General features: G+C 47.3%; 15 protein-coding genes and 1 pseudogene. 8 read left to right on the top strand and 8 right to left on the bottom strand.

All coding sequences use genetic code 11. The features are described 5' to 3' along the window. The first annotated feature begins 7 nt into the window (after positions 1 to 7). Positions 8 to 664: a hypothetical protein gene (locus SPI9445_RS26295; RefSeq protein ID WP_017306552.1), complete on the top strand. Its 657-nt coding sequence runs from the start codon at positions 8 to 10 to the stop codon at positions 662 to 664. Positions 665 to 738: 74 nt separating this feature from the next. Here the strand turns inward: SPI9445_RS26295 and SPI9445_RS0119965 are convergent, their stop codons facing one another. Further along, positions 739 to 1,125: a DUF5615 family PIN-like protein gene (locus SPI9445_RS0119965; protein ID WP_017306553.1), complete on the bottom strand. Its 387-nt coding sequence runs from the start codon at positions 1,123 to 1,125 to the stop codon at positions 739 to 741. Continuing rightward, positions 1,118 to 1,450, bottom strand: a complete 333-nt coding sequence (locus SPI9445_RS0119970; RefSeq protein ID WP_026079955.1) for a DUF433 domain-containing protein — start codon at positions 1,448 to 1,450, stop codon at positions 1,118 to 1,120. Before SPI9445_RS0119970 ends, SPI9445_RS0119965 begins: the two co-directional genes overlap by 8 nt. 108 nt (positions 1,451 to 1,558) lie before the next feature. Between SPI9445_RS0119970 and SPI9445_RS26300 the strand changes: the two genes are divergently transcribed. From SPI9445_RS26300 to SPI9445_RS0119990, 4 genes and pseudogenes are all read left to right on the top strand, one after another. After that, entirely contained in the window at positions 1,559 to 1,813 is a 255-nt protein-coding gene (locus SPI9445_RS26300) for a hypothetical protein (protein ID WP_017306555.1), read from the top strand. A 77-nt stretch (positions 1,814 to 1,890) separates the two neighbouring features. Next, positions 1,891 to 2,094 (top strand): annotated as a pseudogene (locus SPI9445_RS32220) (DNA methylase N-4/N-6 domain protein); the annotation flags it as partial. Between the two features lie 56 nt (positions 2,095 to 2,150). Then, positions 2,151 to 3,329, top strand: coding sequence for a PQQ-dependent sugar dehydrogenase (locus SPI9445_RS0119985; protein WP_026079956.1), 1,179 nt, complete (start codon positions 2,151 to 2,153; stop codon positions 3,327 to 3,329). 116 nt (positions 3,330 to 3,445) lie between these two features. After that, positions 3,446 to 4,387: a spermine/spermidine synthase domain-containing protein gene (locus SPI9445_RS0119990; protein ID WP_017306558.1), complete on the top strand. Its 942-nt coding sequence runs from the start codon at positions 3,446 to 3,448 to the stop codon at positions 4,385 to 4,387. 446 nt (positions 4,388 to 4,833) lie between these two features. On the opposite strand, the gene SPI9445_RS0120000 is transcribed toward SPI9445_RS0119990, so the two are convergent. From SPI9445_RS0120000 to SPI9445_RS0120025, 6 genes are all read right to left on the bottom strand, one after another. Further along, positions 4,834 to 5,316 (bottom strand): chemotaxis protein CheW, encoded by a 483-nt coding sequence (locus SPI9445_RS0120000; protein ID WP_017306560.1) that lies wholly within the window; start codon positions 5,314 to 5,316, stop codon positions 4,834 to 4,836. Further along, entirely contained in the window at positions 5,303 to 8,077 is a 2,775-nt protein-coding gene (locus SPI9445_RS0120005) for a hybrid sensor histidine kinase/response regulator (RefSeq protein ID WP_017306561.1), read from the bottom strand. The genes SPI9445_RS0120000 and SPI9445_RS0120005 overlap by 14 nt, the downstream gene beginning before the upstream one ends. A gap of 356 nt (positions 8,078 to 8,433) precedes the next feature. Continuing rightward, positions 8,434 to 10,230: a methyl-accepting chemotaxis protein gene (locus SPI9445_RS27825; RefSeq protein ID WP_017306562.1), complete on the bottom strand. Its 1,797-nt coding sequence runs from the start codon at positions 10,228 to 10,230 to the stop codon at positions 8,434 to 8,436. A 14-nt stretch (positions 10,231 to 10,244) separates the two neighbouring features. After that, the gene (locus SPI9445_RS0120015) at positions 10,245 to 10,724 is read right to left on the bottom strand and encodes a chemotaxis protein CheW (protein WP_017306563.1); all 480 of its coding nucleotides are present in this window, start codon (positions 10,722 to 10,724) and stop codon (positions 10,245 to 10,247) included. Positions 10,725 to 10,780: 56 nt separating this feature from the next. Continuing rightward, the gene (locus SPI9445_RS0120020; protein ID WP_017306564.1) at positions 10,781 to 11,149 is read right to left on the bottom strand and encodes a response regulator transcription factor; all 369 of its coding nucleotides are present in this window, start codon (positions 11,147 to 11,149) and stop codon (positions 10,781 to 10,783) included. Further along, positions 11,146 to 11,556, bottom strand: a complete 411-nt coding sequence (locus tag SPI9445_RS0120025) for a response regulator (protein WP_017306565.1) — start codon at positions 11,554 to 11,556, stop codon at positions 11,146 to 11,148. Before SPI9445_RS0120025 ends, SPI9445_RS0120020 begins: the two co-directional genes overlap by 4 nt. 516 nt (positions 11,557 to 12,072) lie before the next feature. Between SPI9445_RS0120025 and SPI9445_RS0120030 the strand changes: the two genes are divergently transcribed. The 3 genes from SPI9445_RS0120030 (at position 12,073) to galE (ending at position 18,485) form a co-directional block, all read left to right on the top strand. After that, entirely contained in the window at positions 12,073 to 13,935 is a 1,863-nt protein-coding gene (locus SPI9445_RS0120030; protein WP_164674567.1) for a ShlB/FhaC/HecB family hemolysin secretion/activation protein, read from the top strand. Between the two features lie 248 nt (positions 13,936 to 14,183). Beyond that, positions 14,184 to 17,423 (top strand): alpha-mannosidase, encoded by a 3,240-nt coding sequence (locus SPI9445_RS0120035; protein ID WP_017306567.1) that lies wholly within the window; start codon positions 14,184 to 14,186, stop codon positions 17,421 to 17,423. 48 nt (positions 17,424 to 17,471) lie between these two features. After that, a complete protein-coding gene (gene galE, locus SPI9445_RS0120040; RefSeq protein WP_026079958.1) occupies positions 17,472 to 18,485 on the top strand; it encodes a UDP-glucose 4-epimerase GalE in 1,014 nt (337 codons plus the stop codon). Positions 18,486 to 18,823: the final 338 nt, after the last annotated feature.

Here is an 18,823-nt window from a genome sequence, read left to right on the forward strand (position 1 = left end):
AGAAAGAATGGGATATCCTGTGAGACAACGTTTCCACCACATCCCTTTAGGGTGGGATTTTTTGGTTGATTGGATGATGGCAACACTCCTCGGTTATGGGGTGAGTCTGTTGGTGGTGGAGGTGGGGGAAACCTCTGATATATCCCTATTTTCTGGGGCTTTGGGGGGGCTGTTTGTGGGCATTGCCCAGTTTTTCATCCTGCGGAAAGAACTTCCCCAAGCGCGGGGATGGCTGATTATGACGGCTTTGGGCTGGTTTGTGATTACGGGGGGAGGATTGGGGGCGATTGGTTGGAGTATCCCCCATACGAATTTTATCGGTTTTCGTTTGCTCTATGGGGTGGCCTACGGGGTGACAACGGGGTTAATCTTGGGAACCGTGCAATGGATTTTTTTACGGCAGTTTATCCCGTTGGCGCAGTGGTGGATTATTTTGAATTCTCTGGGCTGGGGATTGGCCTTGGCGGTAGGATGGTTAGTGGGGGGAGGATTGCGATCGCTCACTCAAGTCTTTTTTAGTGAGATTATTGGCTTAGGCGTAACCTGGTTAACCATCGGTGGCATTACAGGACTAGCCATGATTGCCCTCCTCAATCAACGCATCCCCCCAGAATCCCGGACTTGGCAACTCCAACCCCAAAAAACTCGCGCCAGCACCCATTAAGGAGATTTCCCCCCCAAACCGGATAAAATCTTGGTGTTCATCCTGTTTGTAAAATCAGAAGAAAATACATGAGTTTACCGGAAATATTCGCGAACAATAAAAACAGGTTGAGCCTTGCCAGATTGATTTTTTTTCAGAACTCGAAGCAAACGGTTTTTCAGGGTTTGTTGGGTTATCAAGTAATCCTGTAACACATTGACTAAACCTTGCTGATCTGGATCGTCCTTACAAATAATTATGCCCCCATGAACTACCCCACTTCGATGCAATTTCAGAAAATCATCTCGGTTAAATGTCACCACACAACGATCCGCCTCTGTTGCTGTCCCTAAAACCTGCTCATCAGGAATTCCTTGATTGGCATTACCTGCTTCATAAGATGTCAGGATATCATAACCTAACTGTCGTAACCCATTGACCACTTGGAACGCTAAATTCTCGTTGCCATAAAACCTAAACATCCCAATCGTCCTCACTATGATGAGAGACAATGAGCGCATCAATTTCTCCGGTGTTGGCTCGATAATAAGCCCGTGCCGCTAAGAGGTCAAACGGGGTTAAGCCGGGAAAATTATGGAGTAATGCGTCTTCATCCATCCCTTGCTGTGTCAGTGAAATTAATGTCCAGACTGCAATACGAGTATTGCGAATTCGAGCATGACCGCCACAAATTCCTTCAGCTTTTTGAATGGTTTTGGTGATTAAAGTGGACTGAAACAGAGCATAATCATCGGGGGCTAGGGCGTTGATGGCTTCTGCTAGAGATTCAACTAACTTAGGATTCACTTTGATAATGGAAAATGGATAATAGAGAATGGGGTTGAGGAAGGTTTTTCTTCTACTTTGATTGTGACGTTTTACCAGAGGAGGAGGACTTATTAGCAAGTTTTTCACTTGGGAACAATCCAATGGATTATTTTGAATTCTCTGGGCTGGGGATTGGCCTTGGCGGTAGGATGGTTAGTTGGGGGGGGATTGCGATCGCTCACTCAAGTCTTTTTTAGTGAGATTATTGGCTTAGGCGTAACCTGGTTAACCATCGGTGGCATTACAGGACTAGCCATGATTGCCCTCCTCAATCAACGCATCCCCCCAGAATCCCGGACTTGGCAACTCCAACCCCAAAAAACTCGCGCCAGCACCCATTAAGGGGATTTGCCCCCAAACCGGATAAAATCTTGGTGTTCATCCTGTTTGTAAAATCAGAAGAAAATACGGAGAGTATGTCAAGTGAGGAACAGGATGTTGTCTGGGAACCCTTTGGTGGACTTTTCAGCGCATCTTTAGCGGCTAATATGCTCAATCGAAAAGCTTTTGCTTGTGAAATTGACGACACATATTTTTATTATGGGGTCAAAAGATTTAGTCAAGTAGCTCATCAATATTCCCTTTTTTTGACTCAACTTGCCGTTGAGCCATTTTCTCGTTAGCGTGAACTTTAGTTGTGATGATGTGATGTGGAGCAATAGACCCAATGAGACTCAAGATGATTCAACCGCTTATGGTTAGTAGCTTACTGGGGGTCTTTTTCTTAATGGCCTGTGCTACCCCACCGGAGAACCTCGGCAACGCTACCAATGGGGGAGCGCCAGAAAATACCCTCGCCACGGATTCTGAGTCCTCCCCTATCTCCCTCAATCGGGACTGGCAAAGAACAACCGTTGTTGAAAATTTAGAGCATCCTTGGGGATTGGCTTGGCTACCCGATGGGACAATGCTGATTACTGAGCGCCCAGGACGCTTGCGGATAGTGCGGGATGGGGTTCTTGACCCGACTCCAGTGGCGGGACTGCCGGAGATGTTCCCCTTCCGTCAGGGGGGATTATTGGATATTGTGGTTCATCCTCGCTTTGCGGAAAATTCCCTAATTTATTTTACCTATTCCCACGGAACGCAGGAGGCGAATGGGGTTCGAGTGGCGCGAGGGGAATTGAGGGGGAATACTTTAGAAAATGTAGAGGTGATTTTTCAAGCTTCACCCTTAAAGTCAGGAGGCCAGCATTTTGGCTCCCGTATGCTTTGGCTGCCCGATGAGACGCTGCTAGTCAGCATTGGAGATGGGGGTAATCCTCCCTTACAACTTGATGGGGAACTCATTCGCCTACAGGCGCAAAATCGAGGGAGTCATCTGGGAACTATTGTCCGGATTAATGATGATGGTTCGATTCCGAGTGATAATCCTTGGGTGGAGGATTCCGACAGTGACCCAGCCGTTTGGAGTTATGGCCATCGCAATATTCAGGGATTGGCGATTGATGCTCAAAGGGGTCAGGTGTGGTCTACGGAACATGGATCTCGGGGGGGAGATGAGTTAAACCCTATGGCAGAGGGTGAGAATTATGGCTGGCCGTTAGTCACCCATAGTCGGGAATATACGGGGGGGCGGATTTCTGACCTGCAATCCCATCCGGATATGGTTGACCCGGAAATTGTTTGGACTCCGGCGATCGCACCTTCGGGATTAGCGGTACATCAAGGGGATTTGTTTGCCGGAGGATTGGTGTCTGAAGCGGTGCATCATATCCAACTCAATGATTCCGGTGAGGTGGTGGATCAACGAGCGATTCCCATTGGTCAGCGAGTGCGGGATGTGCGGGAAAGTCCCGATGGTTCTCTCTATGTCTTAACCGATTCCCCCCAAGGTCAGTTAATTCGACTCGAGTGAACCACCCCACCCTGCCGAGGCGCGAGTAAGGGGAATTCCGCAACATTTTTGTTAAAAATCCGGCTTTTTCGGGGTATAATAGAAGACTGTGCAAAATTCCATCAGGAGGGTAAATTATGGCAGGCAGTGAACTAAAAGCGGATGCTTGGATTAAGGAATATATCACCCCTTGGGATGTCTATGAACATGGGATTACTCAGGTTTTTGCCTACAAAAAAACCCAGTATCAAGAAATGTTCATTGTGGAAACGGGAGTCTATGGTAAGGCTTTAGTTTTAGATGGCAAATGGCAAACCTGCACCGGGGATGAGTTTCTCTATCATGAACCCTTAATTCACCCCGCTTTCATCTGTCATGGTTCCCCGAAAAAAGCTTTAGTTTTGGGGGGAGGAGATGGTGCAGCCGTGCGGGAAATTCTGCGCTGGAATACCATTGAACGAGTGGTTATGGTGGATATTGATGGGGATGTAGTTAATGCCTGTAAGGAACACTTGGTAGACCTTCATCAAAATTCTTTTTCTGACCCCCGTTTAGAGTTAATTATTGGCGATGCGGTGGCCTATTTAGAGAATTGTTCGGAACAGTGGGATGTGGTGGTTTCTGACCTATCGGATGCCATTGAAGATGGGCCGTCTTTTGCTTTATTTACTCAGGAGTATTTCGAGAAGATTAAAAATGTCTTAGCTCCGAACGGTTATTTTGTCATCCAAGCGGGTGCGGTTTCGGTGGGTGAATTAGGCTTTCATGCTAATTTAGTCAACACCGTTAAGACTATTTTTAGTAGTGTGGTGTCTTATTGTTCTCCGGTGCCAACCTATGGGGCGCCTTGGGGGTTTGCTTTAGCGTCCAATCAACCGATTAATACTCGTCCTGAACCGGAAGAAGTGGATCGTTTATTAGCGGAAAAAACTAAGGGAGGTTTTCGTTTAATTGATGGAATTACGCTGTTAGGATTGATGCAAACTCCTTCTTATATTCGACGTGCTATTACAGACGCAACGGAGGTGTTTACATTAAAAAACCCCCCAAAGTGGTTTGGTAAAGGAGTAACGAAATAACTACGAACCAGTGGCTGTGTTTTTTCCCCGATCTCTGCCGAGTACATTTTACCAAGGGGGCAGCCTCTTAGTCATTCGGGCGGGTCAGCGACCATCTTTATTGTACAAAAAGTTTGCTTTCTGATGGTCGGGCTATCCATCCCCTCCCTGTAAACGAGGAAGGGGAATTCCGCAATATTTGTGTTAAAATGACGGGCCACGGTAACGATTTGAGGTAGCTGGTTCATCCGAATTCGGGGGGCGTCTTCTCCCTAAGTTGTTCAGCATTTAAAAGGGATGTTTTCCATGACCAAGACTTTGACAGAAAGCGGTTTTCATGGTTTCTAGCAATGTCGTTTAAATGACAAGCAGCTTAGGAGCGAGAAACTACAAGGTTTTAGGGATAAATCATTAAAAAGGCTTGCCTTTTTCCGACTCCCCCTTCCTGTTCCCCACCCGGAGCAAAGTTATTCAGCAAGCCCTAAATAGGCCGGATTGAGATAAAAAATAATGCCCCCTTGTTCAGGATAAATCACTTGTTCAATGGCCTTTAGTTCTTGTTGGGTGTCATAGGAGGGAGGAAGGGGGGCAAATTGAGGCCGGGGGATGTCTAAAACTTTGGGCATTTCAGTTAGGGGGATGCCGATATAATCCGGGGTAGTTTGACGGTGGGACCTTTGACAAATCAGGAGGTAAGGCGTAGCTGTCGGGGGGGGAACTTGGGGAAAAAGGGTCTGAAGATTGAGGAGGGTGATCACATCGTTTTGATACTTGACTAAACTATGGCCGTTGTTCAGTTGTCCGTGGGGGGTAAAGTCGGTGACGATGCGCAAGACTTGTTCAATGGCGATCGCATATTGTTCAAAACCCCAGCCGAAAACCAGCACTTTCTGGGTCGGGATAGGGGTTTGTTGCTTTTTGGCTTGGAAGCGCCGCTTAAAGTCCGTCATGGCTGAGAATTTCGCTCAAGGTGGCTAATAATTGCGCCTCATTATAGGGCTTCGTGAAGTAGTGAACCGCCCCCAATTCGGTCGCCCGTTGTCGATGTTTGATGCCACTGCGAGAGGTCAACATAGCCACGGGAATCCGTCGGAATTGGGGGTGAGTTTTAAGCTGTTCGAGTAATTCAAAACCATCTAAACGGGGCATTTCAATATCTGCAATCATTAAATCACAGGCAACCCCCCCTTGTAGTTTTTCCCAAGCCTCTTGGCCGTCTTTCGCTAACTCTACCTGATAGCGCGCCCGCTTTAAGGTCAGGGCGAGGAGTTGGCGGATGGTATAGGAATCATCCACCACGAGGATATGAGGGGCGCTGGGGGTGATGCGGGGGGTGTCGAGGGTAGAGACTTCCTGAATGGCAATTTCGGCCGGATTGTGGGGGTTAAAATCGGCAATCAGTTCATCAATATCCAAAATCAGAATCACGGAACCATCCCCTAAAATAGTCGTGCCGAGGAGGCCGTGGGGTTTCGGTAAGGGGGCGGGGAGGGGTTTGACGACAATTTCCTGTTGTCCGATAATTCGTTCTACGGCAATGGCTAAAATCCCCTCATCACAGGCTAACACCACCACGGGGATTTTATCTTGGGTGAGGGGATCTGGGGAAGGTTCATCACTCAGGGGTAAGGCGTAGTGGATTAAGTCCTGTAAGCGCGTGAGACGGATAAATTCAGAACGCCACCCTAACATCGACTGGGTGCCGGCCATTTGTAAATCCTCGCCGTCAATATAGAGCAATTCTTCCACCGCATCGAGGGGAATGGCGAGGGTGTTGTGTTCCACCCGCACAAGGAGGGCGTTGGTAATGGAGAGGATAAGGGGCAATTTCAGGATGAAGGTGGTGCCTTTACCCTGTCGCGAGTCCAGTTTGACGCTGCCGCGCACTTGACGGAGACTACTCCGCACGATATCTAAACCGACTCCTCGCCCGGATAGGGAGGTGGTGGTGTCGGTGGTGCTGAATCCGGGCCAGAAGAGGAGGTCATAAAGATCCGTGAGGGGGAGGGATGGCGCTTGTTCAGGGGTGATGAATCCCTTGTTTATAGCGGTTTGCCGGATTTTTTCGGGATCAATTCCCCGGCCGTCATCCTGAATGGTAATAATGGTTTGCCCCCCTTGATGATAGGCGGCAATTTCAATCTGTCCGGTGGGGGGTTTACCTAATTTTGTCCGTTCTGGGGGGGGTTCGATCCCATGATCAAAGGCGTTGCGTAAGAGGTGTAACAGGGGCATCCGCAGGGCATCGACGAGACTTTCATCAATTTTGGTGTCTCGCCCTAATAACAGCAGATTTACGTCTTTGTGGTGGAGGCGGCTAAGTTCTCGTAGGGCGCGGGAGAGGTGGTCTACACAGCGACTAAAGGGGACAACGCGCAGTTGAATCACTTTAGCGCGTAATTGTTCGGTAATGCGTCGTAGTTGATCGGTGCTGTGGTCTAGTTGGCTGGCGAGTTCGTCGATTTTTCCGGCGGATTGGGCGATCGCACCTGTGGTTTCAATGACTGACTGAGCGGTACTATGGAACTCGCTGTATTCGTCCATTTCCAAGGGATCGAGGCCATGAATCGGGGCGTTTTTCGGGCGATTTTCCCCCATTTCTCCCCCCGGAGTAACACTCAAACGATCATACTCCTCCCGCAGTTCACTGCCAAACTGATTTAACTCAAAAATACTGCGACGAATCCGTTTCGCTTCGGCTTTCAGTTGGGTTTCTTGGGCTTCTAATTGGGTGCGATTAATCACCAATTCTCCCACTAAATTGACTAACTCGGTTAAGTGTTCTAAATCTACCCGAATAGTGGGGCGTTGCCAAGGGGTAGAAGGGGCAGATTCTTCTAAAATAATGGGGGTCGTTTCTAGGGGTTGAATCGGTTCGGGAGTTGGGCGTTTTACAGTCATTTCAGCCCGGGATTTATGGGGCTTTTGCTCCACCAGTTCCCGGACAGTTACCCGCGCTTGTTCCTGTAAGATGGCTTGTCTGGCTTTTTCCAGTTCCTGGACAATTCTCCAGCCCCGTTGTTGAAATTCATCTAAACTTAAATCGGACTGTTCTAATAAGGCTTCGAGGGGGATTAAGAGTTCACTAAATTTGTCAATTTGCAAAACCCCCGCCATGCCTGATAAGTTGTAGTAAATTTGGTTTAAGGCGCAGAGAGTTTTTTCTAAATCCTCTTCGGTAGCTTGGGAAACTTCGGTTTCAAAGCGGCTCAAAATGGGGACAATTTCTTGAGCAAAAATGGTCTGAACTAAGTCATTATTGAGGGGGCTTTCCCCTAACCAAGATTCCTGTTCTTCTTCGCAAAATTCCTGTTCTAGGTGTTGTTTAATCTGCTCAAAAAGGGTTAGGGTTTGGGAATCGGGGGGTTGATGTTGGCTGGCCTGTTGGAGTAGAATTTTAAGTTGATCAATGCCCTGTAAAAGTTGGGTGAAGAGGTCTAAAGACAAATCGGCTAGATTAGTTTTATCTCGCAATAGGGCAAAGCTATCCTCTAACAAGTGCGCTCCCTCTGAAAGGCAGTCAAAGCCAAACATCGCCGCCCCCCCTTTAATCGAATGAGCCGACCGGAACAGTCTTTTCACAGCCTCTAAGCGTTCCTCTACGGAGTCGCTTTCTTCCATTTTTAATAAGTCTTCTTCCATTCCTTGTAAAAGGTCTTGACTTTCTGCAAGAAATGTGTTTTCAACTGTTTTAAGATCATCCTGGTTCATTGTGTTATTTCGCAGCCAATCTTTAGATAAATTTGTTGGGTTTCGCTATCGCTTCACCCAACCTACAAGAGACTACATTAGGGGGCATTTTGTTATTTCAAACCCAATCTTTAGATAAATTTGTTGGGTTTCGCTATCGCTTCATCCAACCTACAAGAGACTATATTAGGGGGCATTTTGTTATTTTACAGCCAATCTTTAGATGAGTTTGTTGGGTTTCGCTATCGCTTCACCCAACCTACAAGAGACTACACTAGGGGTTATTGAATAAGTCCGGGGGGAGGGGGGAATTTATAATTGATAATTATTCCCCATTTCCTATTCCCTATTCCCTGTTCCCTTTTCCCTATCTAGAGTTAAGATTGAAACTTAGTCACAGACCGTTGTAACTCTTTGACCGCACTCCCCAAACTATCTAAAGAATGGGTGACAGTTTGCACCTTTTGGGTTGTATTTAACGCAATCCGATTTACCCCTCCCATCGTGCCGGAAATTTCCTCCGCAAAAACCACCTGACGACTGGCCGCTTGGGTAATATGTTGAATTAAACCATTCATTTCTCGACTCACCTCAATAATTTGACTTAAATGAGTCTTGGCTTGCGCCGCTAATTGCGTCCCTTCTACCACCTCCTGAGTCCCCGTTTCCATTGCCTCCATTACGCTGCCGATTTCCTTCTGAATCGCCCCCACAATCTCAGAAATCTCCTCCGTCGCTTCAGCAGAACGTTCCGCTAACTTACGCACCTCCTCCGCCACTACCGCAAAGCCTAATCCCTGTTCCCCCGCCCTTGCCGCTTCAATGGTGGCATTCAAGGCCAACAAATTAGTCTGGGAGGCAATTTGAGAAATAGACGTGACAATTTTCCCCACCTGTTGGGAAGACTCCCCGAGGCGCTTCATCATCTTAGCTGTATCAGCAATGGTGCGCCGCAACTCATTAATCCCTTGTACAGCGCGGTCTACCGCCTCTCCCCCTGCTTCGGCGGTGCTGGCCGACTCTTGGGCTACTTCCGAGGCCCGTTGTGCCGCGTTAGAGACTTCCTTAATCGAGGCCACCATCTGTTCTACTTGTTCTAAAGATGCCTCAATTTGCGTGGCTTGAACCGTGGCTTGGTCCACTAACTGGGATGTATTGCTAATAGAATCCGACACCCCTTGATTCACGTCTGCGGCTAATTTTTGAATTCCATTAACCACCTTGCGCAACTCACTAACTAAATAATTAAAGGAGTCAGCCACAGCCCCTAAAATATCATTGGTCACTTGCGCCCGAACGGTTAAGTCCCCTCGCGCTGCCCCTTTAATTTCACCTAATAATTTAACCACTTGTTGGGTTAAAGACTCTGCTTCTGCTTGCCGTTCAGTGGCAATTTTTTCTAAGCGTCTTTCGGCTTCTTTCCGCTCACTCACATCAATTCCCATCACCGCCACTAAAACTGAACCATCACTATCTTGGAAGGGATAGTGATGGATTTGATACTGTTTCTGATTGCTGGGATTTTGCCACTCCCACATCTGGGCTTGTTGGCTGGTTATCACTTGTTGGGTGCGACTTTCGGCGGGCGGTTTATTGGTGCTGCTGCCGAACTCTTCCCGAAACTGCCGATTGGTAAAATTAACCTGATTATCTGCTCCTTCTAAATAAAAAAAGGCGGGTAAACCATCTAGTAAGGAAAAAAGCCGTTCTCGCTCTAGTTTTAAGGCAATTTCTGCTTTTTCCCGTTCCAAAACTTCTTTCTGTAACACCTCATTAAGGGCTTCTAATTCGGCGGGACTTTTAAAGGATAAGGCTTGAGGTAAAAATGGCACCATCTCAAAGGCTGTATAGACGGAAACGAGGGCGCAAAACCCTTTGATGCCTCCCGAAATCCAATAGTTGGGAAACCACAATGTCCAAATCCCCATAACGTGAGTCAGTCCACAGGAGATAATGAAAACTCCGAACAGTAGAATTAAGCGAGAAAAGGGTAAATCTGTGCGTTTTCTCACGAAATAAATTAACAGGATGGGGATGGAAAAATAGGAGAGGGCAATTAGGGCATCTGAGAGAAGGTGTAAACTGATGAGTTGAGGTTTCCAGAGAAAGCACAGTCCATGGGGCATAAATTCCCCACCGAAAAAGGAGTTCACGTTTTCAATCAAATCACTCATTCTGCTTTTAAGGATTAGGTATTGGATAGGAATTTTTGGGCGATCGCTTCAGATTCGAGTATCATCAACAAACGATGATGATGATCATAGAGTCCTCGTAAAATGGGGACTAATGCTTCCCCAACTTCTAAGTGGGAGACGATTTGTTCTGGGTGCAAACTCTGCACTCCCTCGACTTGGGCAACAGCAATCCCCATACGGATTCTGGGCAGTTGCACGTCTTGGGGGTGAGGCAATTCCACCACCAAAATTCGCGCCTCTTCATCCTGACGTTTTACCGCTTCTTCCCCTATAAAGCAACCGAAATCTGTGACTGTAATAATCTCTCCCCGCAAATTAGTTAAACCTAAAACAAAAGTCAGGGTATTGGGAACGGGGGTAATGGTTTGTGCAGAAAGTTTTAAAACTTCGCGGACGGCTTTTAGTTCAATGGCAAAGGCGCTTTGTCCTTGGGTAAACAGGACATACTGTTGCGGAGAACTAACTATAGTCACTTGACCTCACTTACAAGATTTTTGTGTTACTATAGCAAACCTTGCCCAGAAATGCTTTAAGCCATTAACAAGCGATTAACAATTTCCCGTAATTGTTGGGGGTCAAAGGGTTTAGAGACGTAAGCATCTGCTCCTAAATCCATTCCCCAAGTTTTATCAATTTCTGTGTTTTTTTGAGAGCAAAAAACAACCGGAAGTTTTTCCGTTTTTGGATTACTTCGAATCTCACGAATAACCTCAAAACCATTAATTTTAGGCATAATTACATCTAAAATTACTAGATCTGGATTTTCTTGTTCAATTAAACTTAAAGCCTGATCTCCGTCTTTTGCCTGTAAAACATGATAATTTTCAGGGGAAAAAGCTTGAGCTATAGCGGCTAATTCAGCCGTCAAATCATCAACAATTAAAATTTTAGGTTTCATATTCTGGTGGCTTGGGGCATTAATGTTTCAACCGTTTTAAGAAGGTGTTGGGGATCAAAGGGTTTAGTTAAATATTCCGATGCACCCGCCATTTTTCCCTCTAGCTTGTCCGATAAGCTATTCCGCGATGTCACCATAATAATGGGTAAATTTTTATACAAGGCATTCTTCCGAATAATACGGCAAAGTTCTAATCCATCAACCCCCGGCAAAGAAATATCTAATAGCATTAAATTTACTTTCTCGTGGTACAGAATTCCTAGGGCTTCCACTGTATTACTGGCTGTAAAAACCTGATATTTTTTCTTAAGAATCTGTCGGATCAAGTCTTGGATGGCAACACTATCATCAACCGCTAATACTTTATATACCATCAAATCAGAGGATTGCTCAGGGGGTTTTGTCATTGGACTCATAATTTTCTTACCTCTTGATGAGAACTCCTTCAAGGACGGAAAAATACTCACTACATCCCATAAACTCTAGCCTTTTCATCATACAAGACTTTACTATGAATTGTGAATTATATTTAGGCTTTTTTACAAAAATTTAGTATGTTTTTATACTTTATTGAGCATGAAGGGATGAGGAGCAGTCAGGATAGGGAGAGACAATCTGTTACCGTGGCTGAAATAGGGGGGCAATATTAGATGTCTGTAGAGTACACCTTGTTAGATTTGTTGCTAGGATGGGTTTTGAGTCGGTTTAGCTAGTGGGTTGCTGAGTTTTTGTCTAAGCAATATGGGGATTGTGCCTAGGGTGAAGTTTCTTCTAGGGACAGTTATCATAGATTTAAAAATAGCAGTGGGGATGTATTTTCTGCACTCGCAACAGTTCAACTTGTTTGATTCAAGAGGTGAGGGTAGCATCTGCAAATCAGTAGTACAATCGTGGGGAGCTTGTTGGATGGGGAGGAGTCTTTGATGAAATTTGCTACTAATGATTTAGCCCGGAATCAGTCCCTCTTTTCTCGTTTCTCACCAGGAGCGGTTTTGCTAATTACTGGATTATGGTGGGGAGTGCCGTTAAAGAGTGTAAGTTACGGGGCTACGTTTTTCTCTGAAGAGATAGAAAACAATCTGATCAGTAAACCTGTTTTGCAAGCGAAAACGGCGGATCTTTTTCGTCTACAATTGTCACAGCTTCCTACTTTTTCGCAGGGGCAAAATGATAACCAAGACCGTTTTATCCAACCGCCTCCCACTCCTTTAGAACCCCTTGAGCCAGATTCGGAGGGAATTACACCCCAGGAGGATGCTCCGCCCCCCCCCGTCACGACTCCTCAACCGATGGAGGGGGATATTGAGGTGAATTCTATCTCTTTAGAAGGGAGTAGTATTTTCTCCCCGGAGGATTTCGCGGAGAGTTTTCGCCCGTTTATTGGCCAGCGTGTGAGTATGGAGTCCCTGCAACAGTTGGGGGATTTGGTGACGGAACGTTATTTAGAATTGGGTTATATTACGTCTCGGGCGGTTTTGGATTCGGATTCTGTTGCGGGGGGGAATATTCGCTTGCAGGTTGTGGAGGGGGGGATTGAGGAAATCCAAGTGGAGGGACTTCGGCGACTCAAACCTCACTATATTCGCCGTCGTGTGGCTTTGGGGGCGCGAACGCCTCTCAATACGGCCGATTTAGAGAATCAATTACGACTGTTGCGGGCGGATACGCTGTTAGATAATGTGGAGGCGAGTTTACGCACGGGGACGCAAGCGGGGCAGAGTATTTTAGTGGTGCGGGTGACGGAGGCGAGTAATTTTCGGGGGACGGCGTTTAGTGATAATTTTTCTCCGGCTAGTGTGGGGTCGGAACGGATTGGGACGCGGTTGAATTATTATAATTTGTCGGGTTTGGGGGATGTGTTGGGGGTGGAGTTTACGCGCACGGCACAGGGGGGGTCAAATACGTTGGATTGGAATTATCGTATCCCGGTTAATGCGATGAATGGCACGTTTCAGGTGCGCAATTCGTTTAATACGAATCAGGTTATTCTGAGTACGGATATTTTTGATATTCGGGGCAATACACAACTGTATGAGTTGAGTTTTCGCCAACCTTTGGTACGGAGTCCTCGGGAGGAGTTTGCTTTGTCGTTGGGGTTTACTTATCAACAGGGACAGACGTTTACGATTTTTGGTCCGACTCCTATTGGCATTGGGGCTGAGGAGGATGGCCGCACGAGAACCAGTGTGATTAAGTTTGGGCAGGATTACACGCGACGGGATGCTCAGGGGGCTTGGGCGCTGCGATCGCAATTTAGTTTCGGGGTGGATGGGTTGAATGCTACGGTGAACCCCAATCCTATCCCGGATACTCGCTTTGTCAGCTGGTTGGGGCAAATCCAACGGGTTCAAGTGGTTAACCCCAATTACTTTATTATTGCAGGGTTAGATTTACAATGGGCTTCTACTCCCCTGCTACCGTCTCAGCAGTTTGTCGTAGGGGGTGGGCAGTCGGTGCGGGGCTATCGCCAAAATGTCCGCACGGGGGACAATGGTTTGCGTTTTTCGCTGGAGAATCGCTTCACGGTGTTACGGGATGAGGGGGGAGATCCCACGTTAATCCTCGCTCCTTTTGCAGATGTGGGTTATGTCTGGAATAACAGTAATAATCTCATCGGGCCGGTGGATCAAGGGTTTATTGCTGGGGTGGGTGTGAGTTTGTTGTGGCAACCGATCTCGGGGTTAAATATCCGCTTGGATTATGGTTATCCTCTGATTCAACTGCGCGATCGCGGCAATAATGCCCAAGATAGTGGCCTGTACTTTAATGTGATCTTACAGTTTTAAGCCTTAACTCACAATTTAGGGATTTGAGGATGGGGGGTGTTACCCCCTTTCTATAACAAAAGATTTCTGAATTGTCAAGGGCAGAAAGGGGATTGAATCCCCGTGAAATCTCCCTTGGCCAAAAGGGCAAGATCGGTCATTATGGGGGTACCATAATTAAACCCACTCACCTGATTTCTCCTGATCTGAATAGAAATCAGGTGTTTTTATGATCTATAGTTTTGGGTTCATCAATCTTTTAATCAAAAATGTCTATTCTGTCCCAACTTAAAGCATTAACGGAACAAGATATTAAAAGCCGTTGGAGGATTTATCCGGGAGAAGGTGATCCCCTTGCTTTAACGTTTAAGGATTGGGAAAGTTTGCCGATGGCGGAGTTAAACGAAAAGGGTTATATTGTCTGGGAAGCTGGGCATAAAGTGCAATGGTTGGGACAAACTATTATTATTCCTCCTGCTTTAAATGGCTATCCTTTAGATGGGTTAGAATTACGATTAGCTTTAACTTGGTGGTCAGAAGATGCCCAGATTTTTGTCAATGGTCAGCTAATCCAATCTGGGGATTTATTTGACTCTTCAGCGCGGGTTTTACTCACCTCTCAGGCACAGGTGGGGGATAGTTTTTTAGTCTGTCTCCGTTTGGTCAGTCCGGGTCATGATATTGGCGGATTAATGCGTTCTTTTTGTCTGTATGAAAATCCCCAAGGGATTGATCCTAGTTTTGTCGCCCATGAGTTGGAAATTTTACAAAATTATTGGCAAAAGTTCACGCCGGAACGGATGGAGACGTGGCAAGAAGCGGTGAGTTTAATTGATTGGCAAGTGGTGGGAGATCAAGGGGCATTTCATGGGCAGTTAGAAGGGGTGAGAAATGCCTTAAAAGTGTATAGTCAGGAGATGAAGGAACGCTGTTTTTATGTGATGGGTCATGCTCATTTAGATATGGCTTGGCTGTGGGAATTAGGAGAAACTTATGAGGTGGCGAGGCGTACTTTTTCCTCGGTTCTTCAGTTACAGGCAGAGTTTCCAGAGTTGACGTTTTGCCATACTAGCCCGATTTTGTATGAATGGATAGAAAAACACCATCCAGACCTGTTTGCAGGGATTCAAGAGGCTGTGAGGGAGGGGAGATGGGATGTTTTAGGGGGGATGTGGGTTGAACCGGATGTTAATTTGGTGTCTGGGGAGTCGATTCTCCGGCAATTGTTATATGGTCAGGTGTATATTAAAAGTCGCTTTGGGGCAATTAGTCAAGTGGCTTGGTTGACGGATAGTTTTGGGTTTAATGGACAGTTACCTCAGTTATTAAAGGCGGGGGGAATTGAATATTTTGTGACGCAAAAGTTACACTGGAATGATAGCACGGAGTTTCCTTATGGGGCGTTTTGGTGGGAGTCTCCTGATGGAACGCGGGTGTTTACGGTGATGTCTCCTCCTAATGTTACGGGGGTGATGGATACTCACCCTATTACTATGACGAATTATGGGATAAAGTGGGAGGCACAAACGGGGTTAAAAGCGATGTTTTGGTTGCCGGGGGTGGGAGATCATGGGGGAGGCCCGACAAGGGATATGTTGGTGGTTCAAAAACGTTGGCAAGGTTCGCCTTTTTTTCCTCGGATTTGTTTTGTTAGGGCGGCGGATTATTTGGGGGTGATTCGAGAGATGTTGAGTATCCCCCCTAGCCCCCCTTTGGAAGGGGGGGAAATCGGGAGTATTCCCACTTTAGAGGGGGGGGAAATGTTGGGAATTTCTCCTAGTTTGGACGGCGGAAAAATAGGGGAGGGGGATGGGATTCCGGTGTGGAATGATGAGTTGTATCTGGAGTTTCATCGGGGATGTTATACCACCCATGCAGATCAAAAGTGGTTGAATCGGCGCTGTGAGGGGTTATTGTATCAGGGGGAATTGTTGGCGACTCTGGCGAGTTTGTTGGGGGGGGTAGATTTCCCCCGACAGGAGTTAGAAAGGGCTTGGAAGGAGGTATTATTAAATCAGTTTCATGATATCTTGCCGGGGACTTCGATTCCGGAAGTGTTTGATGGGGCGAATTTAGGCTGGGAAAGGGCGATCGCATCTACGGAAAAAATTCTCACCTCCTCCCTCTCTCATCTTACCGCCTCTCTCGCTTTCCCGCCCCCACCCCAACCCGGTGCAAAGCCGTTTGTTGTGTTCAACGGGTTAAACTGGAGGCGATCGCACATTATCCCCCTTTCCTTCGGCCCTGGACAGGTGCTAGACTCTCAGGGCGAGGCGTTACCCTGTCAAGTCGTGGATTCCCAAACCCTCTTATTTTACGCTTCAGATGTGCCGGGGGTGGGGTATCGTCTGTTCTGGTGGGTACAGGCAGCAAAATCAGAAGGGGAAGAGTCTAGTTTTCCCCCTCCCCCAACATCCCCCCCAGTGACTGCTACTTTACCCCTTGTAACCCTGAAAAACTACAGCTTAGAAAATCCTTGGCTACAAGTTAAAATCTCTAGCACAACAGGAGATATTTGTCAAGTATTTGATAAACTTCAACAGCGAGAAATCCTGGGATCTGCTGGGAATCAACTGCAATTTTTCCGAGATGAGGGACAATATTGGGATGCTTGGAATATTGACCCCAACTATGAACAGCATCCCTTACCTGCGGCGGAATTGAAAGCCATTGAGTGGATAGAACAGGGGCCAGTGCGATCGCGTTTAAGAGTTATTCGTCAGTTCAACCAATCCCAATTCACCCAAGACTACATTCTAGAGGCCACATCCCCCATCCTACACATCGAAACCACCGTAGACTGGCAAGAACGCCATGTTTTAGTCAAAGCGGCCTTTCCCCTCAACCTAGAGGCCAACGTTGCCAGCTATGAAATGGCCTGTGGTACCATTGAACGCACCACCCAACCCCGCACCCCCGCAGAAAAAGCGAAATGGGAAGTTCCCGCCCTCAACTGGGCAGATTTAAGCGACAATCAAGGAACATGGGGAGTGAGTTTGCTCAATAACGGCAAATATGGTTATGACGCAAAACCCGACTGTTTACGTCTCACCCTCTTACGCAGTCCCCAATGGCCCCATCCCGATGCAGACCGAGGGATTCATCACTTTACCTACTCCCTCTATCCCCATTCGGGAACTTGGCAAACCGCGAAAACCGTTCATCGTGGGTATGAATTGAATTTACCCCTCTTGGTGTCCCCCCTCCTCTCCCCCTCCTCCTACTCCCCCTCTGGTGCCGAAAGTCACGGTTTCCTGACCTTAGAAGGAGATAACCTAGTGTTAATGGCCTTTAAACCCAGTGAAATCGAGGGAAATGGCTACATTTTGCGCTTTTATGAAGCTTACGGCCAAGCCATAACCACCCCCTGTCATAATACCCTTGCCCTCACCCCCACCCATCGCGTCAATGCTTTAGAAGAGTCTCAGAGTGAGTTAAAAGATGCCGTCTTAACCGTCCATCCTTGGCAGATTGTGACCGTGAAGTTCGCAGGGGACAGGAAACAATAAAATAAACTTGTGGCTTGTTTCCCCTACCATTACCCCCAAGCAAAGATTATGAAACAAACAAAACCCACCATTTTGGTAACAGGAGGCGCTGGTTATATTGGCTCCCATGCCGTGCTAGAACTGAAAAAAGCCGGGTATCCTGTGGTCATTTTAGATAACCTCGTTTACGGCCATCAGGAATTGGTGGAGCAAGTCCTAGGAGTAGAATTAATTGTGGGGGATACCTGCGATCGCACCCTACTAGACCAACTCTTTCAAACCTACCCCATCGGTGCCGTCATGCACTTTGCGGCCTATGCTTATGTGGGGGAATCCGTCACCGACCCCGCTAAATACTACCAGAATAACGTTGTCGGCACCCTCACCCTCTTAGAAGCCATGCGGCAGGCCGGAATCAACAAATTTGTCTTTTCCTCCACCTGTGCCACCTATGGGATGCCAGAAATCCTCCCCATCCCCGAAGATCACCCCCAAGCCCCCATCAACCCCTACGGCACCAGTAAACTGATGGTAGAGCAAATCCTGAGCGATTATAGTCACGCTTACGGGTTTAACTCCGTCCGTTTCCGCTACTTCAACGCCGCCGGAGCCGACCAAAGCGGTACACTGGGGGAAGACCACAACCCCGAAACCCATTTAATCCCCCTCACCCTTTACGCGGCAATGGGAAAACGGGACAGCATTTCCATTTTCGGCACCGACTACCCCACCCCTGATGGGACTTGTATCCGGGACTATATCCACGTCACCGACTTAGCCAGCGCTCACCTCTTGGGGTTAGAATACCTGCTCAAGGGGGGAGAAACGGCCGTGTTCAATCTGGGGAATGGTAATGGTTTCTCGGTGCGAGAAGTGATTGACACCGTGAAGCGCATCACCGGACGAGATTTTAAGGTGGTAGAATGCGATCGCCGTCCCGGAGATCCCCCCGTCTTAGTCGGGAATAGCGAGAAAGCGCGTAAGATCCTGAATTGGACTCCCCAATATGCGGATTTAGATGTCATTATTGCCGATGCTTGGCAATGGCATCAAAAACGACATTACGTTAAATGCAATCAGTGAAGAAGAACTCATAGACATCTTTTCCAACCCGCTTTTAGCTCATCGTCGGGAAGCCCCGCACGGGGATGTCCCTAAAAGACATCTAGAGCCTCCCGTAGAAGCAGGAAAGCCTCATAGTGATATGGGGAAGCCCGCACCGTACCCCTAGGGTCGGTGTCGGGAGGATGTCACGAACAGTAGACTAAGAGTTTCAGCTTAAGATATCGTGTTTATTGACGGTCTGCTGAATAACTCTACTCGTGGGGCTAGGGAACGGGGAACAGGGAGCAGGGGAGCAGGGGAACAGGGGAGCAGGGGAGCAGGGGAATAGTGGCTAGTGAATAGCCAAAACTCTTTTA

The sequence above is a fragment of the Spirulina subsalsa PCC 9445 genome (assembly GCF_000314005.1).
GTDB classification, from domain to species: Bacteria; Cyanobacteriota; Cyanobacteriia; order Cyanobacteriales; family Spirulinaceae; genus Spirulina_A; species Spirulina_A subsalsa.